At 39.1% G+C, this 11915-nt stretch carries 5 protein-coding genes and 1 pseudogene; 4 read left to right on the top strand and 2 right to left on the bottom strand.

The features are described from left to right. Positions 1–25: 25 nt before the first annotated feature. Entirely contained in the window at positions 26–1075 is a 1050-nt protein-coding gene (locus tag V7L01_RS01365; RefSeq protein ID WP_335031197.1) for an LLM class flavin-dependent oxidoreductase, read from the bottom strand. Between the two features lie 575 nt (positions 1076–1650). Between V7L01_RS01365 and sfnG the strand changes: the two genes are divergently transcribed. Both sfnG and V7L01_RS01355 read left to right on the top strand, forming a co-directional pair. Next, positions 1651–2748: a dimethylsulfone monooxygenase SfnG gene (gene sfnG / locus V7L01_RS01360; RefSeq protein ID WP_335031195.1), complete on the top strand. Its 1098-nt coding sequence runs from the start codon at positions 1651–1653 to the stop codon at positions 2746–2748. 311 nt (positions 2749–3059) lie between these two features. Next, positions 3060–4268, top strand: coding sequence for an SfnB family sulfur acquisition oxidoreductase (locus V7L01_RS01355; protein ID WP_335031193.1), 1209 nt, complete (start codon positions 3060–3062; stop codon positions 4266–4268). Between the two features lie 64 nt (positions 4269–4332). On the opposite strand, the pseudogene V7L01_RS01350 reads toward V7L01_RS01355, so the two are convergent. Continuing rightward, positions 4333–4686 (bottom strand): annotated as a pseudogene (locus tag V7L01_RS01350) (iron uptake porin); the annotation flags it as partial. 186 nt (positions 4687–4872) lie between these two features. Here V7L01_RS01350 and V7L01_RS01345 point away from each other — a divergent pair. Both V7L01_RS01345 and V7L01_RS01340 read left to right on the top strand, forming a co-directional pair. Further along, positions 4873–10392: a trifunctional serine/threonine-protein kinase/ATP-binding protein/sensor histidine kinase gene (locus tag V7L01_RS01345; protein ID WP_335031191.1), complete on the top strand. Its 5520-nt coding sequence runs from the start codon at positions 4873–4875 to the stop codon at positions 10390–10392. A 490-nt stretch (positions 10393–10882) separates the two neighbouring features. Continuing rightward, a complete protein-coding gene (locus tag V7L01_RS01340; RefSeq protein WP_335031189.1) occupies positions 10883–11860 on the top strand; it encodes a bestrophin family protein in 978 nt (325 codons plus the stop codon). Positions 11861–11915 lie beyond the last annotated feature (55 nt).

Below are 11915 nucleotides of genomic sequence, written 5' to 3'. Positions count from 1 at the left end.
CTAAGAAAGGCAAGATTTTTATTACTTACAACGGAATTAAGCTGTTCTGCTGTGTATATTCGGAAATCACTAGTTTATGGAAGCGAATAGTGTCTTCCAACATAGATTCAAATTTGAGTACTATTAAGTCAACGCCAACCGCTTCGTATTCTTTCAGGCGGTTAATAACCGTATAGCGATCGCCAACGAGTTGAGCAGATAAACCGAGATTGGCTTCAATGGTTTGACTGATATCTAGTTTGTTGTGGGCAACTACGTTAGGATCGATTTGCTCTTGAAAGTAGTCGATCTGCTGCCGATCGGCAGAACGATAAATTGCTTCTAATCTGGCTTCAGCTTGGGCAGTATGTTCGCCAACGATCGCAAACGCACTCATTGCTACTTTAATCTGTCGCCCGTAGCGATCGCTAGCTAATCTTTTCACTTTTTGCACCAATGCTGCCGTTTTTTCAGGATCGTCAGCATTGATAAATAAATAATCTCCCAGACGAGCCGCTAGATTAATAGCTCGATCTGATTCACCAGCAATGAAAATAGGTGGTATTGGTCTAGGCTTATCCGCGAGAATACCACCCTTAATAGTGTAGTATTTGCCAACATAATTAAAGTCTTCGACTGTCCACAGCCCCTTGATTACATCAATATACTCTTCTAATCGCGCGTAGCGATCGCTGTGGGGTAGCCAGATATCTCCATAGCTTTCTACTTCTAATTTCCACCAACCTGCAATACCACTGAGAGCAAATCTGCCGTTACTAAGTTGATTTTGAATGTTTGCACTCAAATTGGCAACGACCGCAGGCAATTTAAAACCTGGTTGTACAGCCGCAACAATCTTGATATTCTTGGTGTTCAAACTTGCTAAAGCTGCTGTAATCCAGGCATCAGCGACATTATAGTTCGGCCCGTGAATTGCATTCAAGTAATGTTCGGGAATGTAATAGAAGTGATAACCTAATTCGTCTGCCTGAACTGCCAGTTTTACCAAATCTTGTGTGGATAAATTAGCCTCATGGTTGACAACTCGCAACCATCCACCACAGACCGGCGACCAAATTCCAAACTGAAGTGGCATAATTTTTTCCTGTGCCTTTTTTTACGAGTTATCCAATAAATACGGCAACTCTACCCGTTTACCGTGGTTTAGTAGTTCACACTATCACATTTATTTCTGCTGTGTATAGTTGCAGATTACACATGAAAAAAAGTTGTTTATCACGATATGGAATAGTAGCGATACTTTGTCGAATTTTGTATTTATGCTTGCTCTGACTGGATCGAGATGATAACTACCAAGTATAAAATAATAATTAAACACCAAGGAAAATTGGGCTGTATTCCATTTTGGAATACAGAAATGGAATTTAAGTATATAGAATCACGACATCGGAAAAATTGTTGTGATAAAGTCTGATTCATTAAAAACTACGGCAGTACGATCGGGTTATGGTATATTACCACCATCAGATCCTGAGATTGTCTACTTCTAAACTCAGAGTAGTTTCCAGCCGCTCTCAAGCTTTCGATTTTGACTAAAATTTTGCCCGATCGAGTTTTAGCTGGTTTGTTAGCGATGACAAATTAGGCTTTGTTGCTTCACTTGCAAACTTAGACAAATAACCAAGCAATTTCAATTACAAACGTACAATTATGGTAGATATTAAGTTCGCATACTGGATTCCCAACGTTAGCGGGGGGCTAGTAGTAAGTAAAATTCCCCAACGAACAGATTGGACTTATGAATATAATGCTCAACTGGCTCAAACAGCTGAAGAAGTCGGGTTTGAATATGCTCTAGCACAAGCCAGATTTATCGCCAGCTACGGCGCTGAGTACCAGCTAGAGGCATTAACAACCGTGTCAGCCTTAGCTCCAGTCACCAAGAAATTAAAGCTAATTGCGGCAGTTCACCCTGGATTGTGGCATCCGGGAGTAGTTGCCAAAATCGGTGCCAGTATTGATTTTCTCTCTAACGGACGGTTTGCTCTGAATGTAGTTAGCGGCTGGTTCAAAGATGAATTCACTATATATGGCGAACATTGGTTAGACCATGACGAACGCTATCGTCGTTCAGAGGAATTTATCCGCGTTCTCAAAGGTTTGTGGACTGAGGATGAGTTTCACTTTAAGGGCGACTTTTACCGGATTAACGGCGGTTGGGTGAAACCTAAACCAATTAATCAGAATCCACACCCGGAGATATTCCAAGGTGGTAACTCCAAGGCTGCACGGCGCATGGCTGGCCGGGTGTCTGATTGGTATTTCATGAATGGTAACACCATAGAAGGTGTGAAAGAGCAGATTGAAGATGTGTCTGCATTAGCGAGTCTTGAAGGACGCAAAATTAAGTTTGGTTTGAATTCCTTTATTATCGTGCGAGATACGGAAGCAGAAGCCCATGAAGTATTGCGTGATATTATTGCCCAAGCCGATGTAGAGGCGGTGAAAGGATTTGGCGAAGCGGTGAAACAGGCGGGATCTTCTAGTCGTGAAGGTCAGGGAATGTGGGCGAATTCCAATTTTGAAGACTTAGTGCAGTATAACGATGGCTTCCGTTCAGGCTTGATTGGTACGGCTGAACAAGTAGCTGAAAAGATTCGCCAGTTCCATGAAGTGGGAGTTGATTTAATTCTTGGCGGCTTCTTACACTACACAGATGATTTGCCAGCATTTGGTAAGACAGTAATACCAATTGTGCGCGAACTAGAAGCTAATCGTCGTTCAGCTGATGAATTAGTTGTGGTGTAGCTGATTATCGATTAACTACTTGCAGAAGTAGTTGTGTAATTTATCCGGACTTTACAGCTATTTTCAGGTAAATAGACCGCGCGGTAGGGGCGCAAGGCCTTGCGCCCCTACGACTGGTAAATGTTCAATGGTTAAGCCCTCCCTACAAAAATTCAGATTCAATCTGTTAGAAGTTACGCAAAATAACTTTCAAACTCTAATTCATACGTGTTACGGAGACTTTGCTTAAGCCGCAAGTGTCTTGCTCTGTGCTTGGAATGGTTTGTTTTTCCGTTGTCAGTTGTTTAATCACAATCAAGAAGGAGTTATATATGACATCAGTAATTAATACTGAACAGAAGGCGCATATTATTCGGGACGATCGAGAAGCGATCGCGATCGCCCACGAATTAGCAGCTGAGTTTGCTAAGGGAGACTCAGAACGCGACCAAAATCGGCGTTTACCTGCTGAAGAAGTAGAAAAATTTTCTCAAAGTGGATTGTGGGGAATTACAGTCCCGAAAGAGTATGGCGGTGCTTTTGTATCGAATGCCACCTTGGCAGAAGTAGTTAAAATCATCTCCGAAGCCGACTCTAGCCTTGGTCAAATTCCCCAAAATCACCTCTATATGGTGGAAGCAGTTCGCTTGGATGGCACAGATGAGCAGAAAAAGTTCTTCTTTGATTTGGTTTTACAAGGTAAACGGTTCGGTAACGCCTTCTCGGAAATTGGCACTAAGTCTGTCACTGATGTGCAGACAAAATTAACACCAGATGGTTCTGACTACGTACTCAACGGACGCAAATACTACTCTGCTGGGGCATTACTAGCACATTGGGTTCCCGTCATTGCCAGCAATCCAGATGGTAAGACAGTGGTGGCATTTGTCGAAAGAGATGCTCCAGGATTGACGCTACTTGATGACTGGACGAGCTTCGGACAGCGTACCACTGCTAGCGGCACTACCATTATTGAAAACGTGAAAGTTAAAGCAGAATATGTAATTCCGCACTACTTATCCTTTGAACGCGCAACACCAATGGGTGCGATCGCGCAAATCATCCAAGCCGCCGTTGACGTAGGAATTGCCAAAGCCGCAGTCCGTGACACCATCTACTTTGTCCGCAACCATACTCGCCCTTGGGTTGACAGCAATTTAGAAAAAGGATATGAAGACCCGCTAACGCTCTATAACTTAGGCAATGTCCAAATTCAAGTTCACGCTGCGGAAGCATTGCTGCGACGTGCCGGTGAGTTTATCGACATTGCCAACGAGTCAGGTTTAGAAGAACCCAAAGTAGTTGAAGCATCGATCGCAGTTGCAGAAGCCAAAGCATTGGCGACGGAAGCAGCATTACTAGCTACCAACAAGTTATTTGAACTAGCAGGTACTAAATCCACATTGGAGCAATTCAACTACAATCGCCACTGGCGAAATGCCCGCGCTCACACACTCCACGATCCCGTCCGTTGGAAATACTACGCTGTTGGCAACTACTTCCTCAATGGTGTCTATCCCCCACGCCATCCTTGGCTGTAATTGCCGCATTCTCTATTGGGGCAAGGCATTCAGAAATAATCTTTACCTAAATGCTTTGCCCCTGATAAATCCACGTAATCACAAAGATGGCTTCTGCAGAAAGCTTTGTAGTTGTTGAAAACTGATTTGCTTCTAGTTCCGCAGTCCTAGCTTCTAAATTATCAACGCGACCCCGTAAAGTTGCTAGTTCAGCAGTAAATTCTTCTTGCAGTCTTTGTAGGGTAGTTAAGTCTTGTTTGGTAACTAAGTCAGATGTCGCTGTTGCAATTAGCTCGTTGATCCGAGATAAACAAGCATTTAAGCCTGCTGCAAATTCATAGCGAGTGATAGCGCGGTTTCCCCGATAAGTACTATTTGGATAGCCCGCAATACATCCATAACGCTCAACTAAAGACTGAAGTGCGCCAAATGCCCAATCATTCTCAGCCCCATACTTGCCCGTTTCTCTGCCAATGTGAATCAGAAACGCGGTCATTTGATTATTCTGGAGAATTTTCTGTTTGCATGAATCTAAAGTGAAGCCACAATAATGTTTACGACCTGAGATCAAACTGGGCTTACTGATTTGGGAACAATAAATTGGAAATCACCAGAAATTAGTAGCATGGTCAGCACTCTTGTAAGTATTCCCGGATACTACGCAATAGAAGAAATCTATAATGGTTCGAGAACTCTAGTTTATCGTGGGTTTCGAGAGGCCGACCACAAATCTGTGGTGATTAAACTACTGAAAAATCCTTATCCCAGCTTCAGCGAATTGGTGCAGTTTCGCAATCAATACACCATTACCAAAAATCTCAATTCACCTCTAATCATCCAAACCTACAGCCTAGAATCTTACCAAAATGGCTACGCATTGGTGATGGAAGATTTTGGCGGGATTTCTCTTAAAGAATATTTTACTCCTGTAGAGACGTTGCATACAACGTTTCTACAGGAGTTTTTACAGATAGCGATCGCACTGTGTAATATTTTAGAGATATTGTATCGCGAGCGGATTATTCATAAAGACATCAAACCCGCCAATATTTTAATTAATCCCGAAACAAAAGAAGTTAAAATAATTGACTTTAGTATTGCATCTTTACTACCACGGGAAACGCCAACACTCATGAGATCCGATGTCTTAGAAGGCACACTGGCTTATATTTCCCCAGAACAAACAGGCAGAATGAATCGAGGGATTGACTATCGTACAGACTTCTATTCTTTGGGTGTAACTTTCTATGAATTACTTACAGGTAAATTACCTTTTCAATCAAACGATCTGATGGAATTGGTACATTGTCACATTGCTAAATCAGCGTCATTAGTAGATGAAATTAACCCACAAATTCCGTCTGTCCTTTCAGAGATTGTCAGGAAATTGATGGAAAAAAATGCGTCAGACCGCTATCAAAGTATGTTGGGTCTGAAATTTGATTTAGAAAATTGTTTAACTCAACTCCAAGAAACTAGTGAAATTAAGAGTTTTCCAATTGCGCGACGGGATATGTGCGATCGCTTTATTATTCCCGATCGACTCTATGGACGCGAAACTGAAATAGCCACTCTACTGCAAGCATTTGAGCGAGTAAGCAAAGGTGCGACTGAAATGATCTTAGTCGCTGGTTTTTCAGGAATCGGAAAAACTGCGGTTATTAACGAAGTTCATAAACCAATTGTGCGCCAACGTGGTTATTTTATCAAAGGGAAATTTGACCAATTTCAACGGAATATTCCTTTGAGTGCTTTTGTGCAAGCCTTTCGAGATTTAATGTGGCAATTGTTAACTCTAAACAACGCTCAAATCCAGCAATGGAAAAGCCAGATATTAGAAGCTGTTGGGGAGAATGGACAGGTAATTATTGAAGTCATCCCGGAATTATCAAGAATTATTGGCGAACAACCACCCGCACCAGAATTATCAGGAGATGCGGCCAAAAATAGATTTAATTTATTATTCCAAAAATTTACCCAAGTTTTTACTATTGCTGAACATCCATTAGTGATGTTTTTAGATGATTTGCAATGGGCAGATTCAGCATCTCTGAACTTAATGCAGCTATTGATCGCCGATTCAGGTCATCTTTTGTTAGTTGGTGCATATCGTGATAATGAGGTCAATCCAGCACATCCATTAATATTGACTTTGAGCGAGATTCAAAAAACGCAAGCAACGATTAATACAATTACTTTAACACCACTGAGTCAAGGGCAATTGAATCAGTTAGTAACTGACACACTTAAATGTACAGAAAAGGTAGCATCACCTATTTCTCAATTTATCTATCAAAAAACTCAAGGTAATCCGTTTTTCACAACACAGTTTATCAAAGTATTACATCAAGAAAAATTCATTAAATTTGACTTTGAATTCGGCTGTTGGGAATGTGATATTACACAAGTAAATCAGCAAGCGCTTACAGATGATGTTGTAGCATTCATGGTATGTGAATTACGTAAACTTCCTGAATCAACTCAACAATTATTACAGTTAGCTGCTTGTATTGGAAATCAGTTTGATTTAGGAACTTTGGCAATAGTTTCAGAAAAATCAAAAATAGAAACGGCAGCTATTTTATGGAAAGCTTTACAGGAAGGATTAATTTTACCTACTAGTATTACTTATAGTTTCCCTGAAGATTTATTATTAGACAATGGCGATAAAATAACAAATAATATAGACGCGCAAACAGATGACTTGAGCTTAGAGCAAAAGACAGTTACATACAAATTTTTGCACGATCGTATCCAACAAGCTGCCTCTTTTTTGATTCCCAAAGAACAGAAACAGTTAACCCATCTCCAAATTGGGCAATTACTTTTAAAAAATACATCATTAGCCCAGCAATCAGAGCATATTTTTGAGATTGTTGGCCATTTAAATTATGGAATTCCACTCATTAACCAGCCAAGTAAACGTCAAGAATTAGCTAAACTAAATCTCAAGGCAGGTCGCAAAGCCAAAGAAGCAATTGCTTACGGTGCAGCTCTACAATATTTCAATCAGGGCATTCAATTAGTAATTAGTGATGGCTGGGAAAATGCTAATGATTTAACGCGAGATTTATATCAAGCTGCTGCCGAAGTTGCGTTTATCAGTAATGAATTTGAGCAGATGGAATCGCTGATTAAAGTAGTGATACAACGAGCGCCAAGTTTTTTAGATAAAGTAAAAGTTTATGAGATTCAGCTCCAGTATTATCAGGTACAAGGGCAGCTGATTAAAGCAATTGATATTGGGTGTCAAACTCTCCAACAGCTTGGAATACCCTTATTTGAATCTGTTACTCCTTCAGATATTCATCAAGCTATAGAAAACACTTTATTAACGCTGGGAGAGCGCCAAATTGAAAGCTTAATCGATCTACCTTTGATGACCGATCCTCAAGCTTTAGTTGCCCTAAAAATTATGATCGGTCTCACTCCCTCTGTCCATCAGGCTGCTCCCCATCTATTTCCAATTATTGCCTGCGAACAAGTTAATTTATCGCTTAAATACGGCAATGCAGCACTTTCAGCACCAGGATATGCTGACTTTGCCATTGTTTTAAATGCGGTATTAAATCAACTAGAAAAAGGCTATAAGTTTGGACAGTTGGCTTTAAAAATTGTAGATAAATTTGAAGCAAAATCTCTGAGAAGTATGACTAGTTTTAAAGTAGCTGCATTTAATCAATTCAACAAGCTACCTGTCCGAGATACTATCAATTTATTAAAAGAATCTTATACTTTTGGACTAGAAGTCGGAGATTCTGTACACATGATTGTATCAACTTTTTCCCGATTTCTCTATACTTATTTGATGAGTGCAGAAAATTTAAAAGCTTTACTAGAAGAAATCAAAATTTTTGAGTCTAGTTTTGCAACTAGTGAAATTTTTTCGATTCGATTTAGTATTCTTAGAGCAACGATTGAATTCATAACTGAATCTAGTCATTATTCAGATTTATTAATTGATGAATACTGGAATGAAGAAAAAATTTTACCCGATCTACTAAAAGAAAATGATGAATTTACACTCCATGAATTTTATCTAATTAAGTTAATTATTAGCTACTTGTTTGATGATTCTCTAGCGGCAGTTAGCAATGGAGACAAAGGAGAGCGCTACCTTAAAGGTGGTGCCGGAATGCTATCTGTGTCTGTTTTCCATTACTACGATTCTTTGGCTCGTCTATCTGTTTATTCTAAAGCTAAATCTTCTGAACAAGCAAAATTACTCTTGAAGGTTGACGAAAATCAGAAACACCTAAAAGTTCGAGCCATAATTGCACCGATGAATTTTCAGCATAAATTTGATTTGGTAGAGGCAGAGCGTCATTGGGTCTTAGGTCAGCGATTTGAGGCAATTGACTTATACGATCGCGCGATCGCTGGAGCCAAAGAAAATGAATACATTCAACAAGAAGCTCTGGCTAACGAACTAGCAGCTAAATTTTACCTTGATTGGGGCAAAGAAAAAGTGGCTCAAGCATATATGCAAGAAGCTTACTACTGCTACGCACGCTGGGGAGCTAAAGCCAAAGTTGCCGATCTGGAAAAACGTTATCCCCAATTACTTGCCCCCATCTTAGAGCAAACCCATTTTCCTTTCTCAAGTAACGAAACCATTTTTGTTTTGGAGAGTGTCACTCCTACTAACTATATTTCCAGTAATAGCAGTGTCTCTTTAGCTTTAGATTTAGCTAGCATTCTCAAAGCTTCCCAAACTATCTCAGGCGAAATCGAACTCGAAAAACTGCTTTCATCATTGCTGCATATCGTTATTGAAAATGCCGGAGCAGATAAATGCGTGTTAATCCTTGTGGAGTCAGGTAATTTACTGATTAAGGCATTGGCAGAACTTACTAATAGTACTAGCGCTATAGAGGGGAAGGGAAATACCAAAGTGAATTTTTCCTCAATGTTGCTTAACTCACAGCCCATTGAAGAGTCAACGTCTGTGCCAGTTGGCTTAATTAATACCGTCAAAGGCAGCTTACAACCAGCAGTAATTGTTGATGCTACAGTACATCTGCAATTAATTAATGACTCTTACATTCAGCAAAAGCAGCCCAAAAGTATTCTGTGCAGTCCAATTTTATATCAGGGTAAATTGCTGGGCATATTGTATTTAGAAAACAATTTGGCAACTGGAGCGTTTACTCATAAGCGGGTTGAACTATTGAATATACTCTGCGCTCAAGCCGCCATTTCTCTAGAAAATGCCCGAATCTATCAACAAGCTCAACAAATATTACTGGAAAACGCCCAACTTTACCAACAAGCAAAACTTGCACTAGTTGATTTACAACAGGCGCAATTACAAATCGTGCAAAGTGAAAAGATGTCTGCACTGGGGAACTTAGTCGCCGGAGTAGCTCACGAAATAAACAATCCCGTCAGTTGTATTATTGGCAACGTTGATGCTGCCGAACATTCCATCAACGATCTATTTGGGCTAATTGACCTTTACAATGATAAATTCCCTCAACCTGGTGCCGAAATTGAAAAAAAACTAAAGACAATCGAACTAGAATATTTACGCGAAGATTTACCCAAGTTAATCAGAGCAATGAAAGATGGGGGCGATCGCATCAAATCGATTAGCAAAAGTCTTCGCACTTTCTCCCGTGCTGATAGCGATCTCAAGCAGCAATTTAACTTGCATGAAGGAATAAACAGCACTCTCCTGATTTTACGCCATCGTCTCAAGGCTAACGAACATCGTCCAGAAATTTCAGTTGTCACCGACTATGGCAATATTCCCCAGATTGAATGCTTTCCTGGTCAATTAAATCAGGTATTTATGAATATTTTGGCGAATGCTATTGATGCATTAGAAGAATCAAATATTTGTAAGAGTTTTGCTGAGATTCAAGCTCATTATAACCGCATTACAATTCAGACAATGGTAGAAGGTGAACAGGTGAAAGTGACTATTGCTGATAATGGGGCGGGGATGAGTGAATCAGTCAAACAAAAAGTATTTGACCATTTATTTACCACGAAAGGTGTTGGTAAAGGAACGGGATTAGGATTAGCGATCGCTCAGTCTATTATTGTAGAAAAACATGGTGGAACTTTGGATGTGAATTCTACCCCTGGTGCAGGAACAGAATTTGTGATTATCTTACCGATTCTGGCTCAGGCTCAATAATGTGGTACATATAGCACGATAAAACTTAATTATTGATTGAGGTTGTGTGCTCGCAATCTCAAGACAAATAAAGCATAAATCAACAGATGAATCGTCAGTGCTCTATTTTTTTTGAAAAATTTTAGACATCACAACTTTTCGGATATTTCCTTGTTTTTTGCCCTGTCAACGAGAAAAAGTAAGTATTTACTCTAAATTAATCTAGGATTTGCCTAAATCTCTGATAAAAAAGGGAAATAGCACGAATTTTAACCAATATAAGCAGAAACCCAACTTTATGGCGAAGAATTAAAAGACAGTGATAAATTTTACTACCTAAAGAGGGTTCACAGAAATAAATTTCAATGTTAAAACTATAATTTATGTTGATTATAGTTGCACGACGGTCGCTATCGGGAAACCTACATATTGCACCTATTTTGCTTAAGCAAGATAACTTTAGCTAAAAAAATTAGTTTACCAATTGATGTAATCGTCAAATCTTACCAATATGAAACGACCTAACTATTTTCAAAAGAATTCCAAAAACTCTTTAAGAGAAAAATATCACCTTTACAAAGGCGAAAAATTGAACTGGCTTCAAGTAACGCTTCGACTTGAAAGGTCAATTATTTCTATCATTCTTCCTTGGGTACTTTTTTGTACTGCATATGGTGTTTTAATATCATTTTTCTATCATTTAGGATTGCCAATAGCATTTTTAGATTCAAACAGTATTATTACTAATGCTGTTTTAAGTTTTAATATTGGCTTTACATTACTATTAGTTTTTCGCACAAATACAGCCCATGACAGATTTTGGGAAGGTCGTCAACTATGGGGATCTTTAGTTAATACATCTCGGAACTTAACTCGTGGAATTTGGATAATAGTTAAAGAGAAGACACCCCAAGATAGAGTAGAAAAAGAGGCAATAGTTCGGTTAGTAACTGCTTTTGCATTTGCAATGAAGTTACATCTAAGATCGGTACCTTTAGACACTCAATTAGCATCCTTAATGTCTGAAAAAGAATTTTTACAACTCCAGGATACTAATCATCCCCCCCTACAAATTGCTTACTGGATAGGAGATTACTTACAGGATCGGTACGATCGGAATTGTCTAAATGTCTATCAACTGACTACTTTACATAACTGCGTAGATGAGTTAGTAGATATTCTAGGTGGTTGCGAACGCATTTTAAAAACGCCATTACCTTTGATATATACTATTAAACTCAGACAACTGTTATTAATTTTTTGTCTGATCTTACCTTTGGAAATTGTTAGCTTGTTGAATTGGTGGACTGGTATAGCAATGGCTTTTGTAAGTTTTACCTTATTAAGTATTGAACAAATTGGTTCAGAAATTGAAGAACCTTTCGGATTTGACCCTAATGACTTACCTTTAAATACGATTTGCAATACAATTTCAAACAATGTTGAAGAATTAATCAGACTAACTTCTAATAATGTTCGTTCTTCCTAGATTTATAAATAAGTACTTTATAAAGTATATAAATAAATTCCGTGTATGCACTCGT

This window comes from Nostoc sp. (assembly GCF_036917095.1).
Taxonomy (GTDB): Bacteria; Cyanobacteriota; Cyanobacteriia; order Cyanobacteriales; family Nostocaceae; genus Nostoc.
The sequence above is the reverse complement of the archived record's forward strand: the minus strand, read 5'-3'. Positions and strand labels throughout refer to the sequence as shown.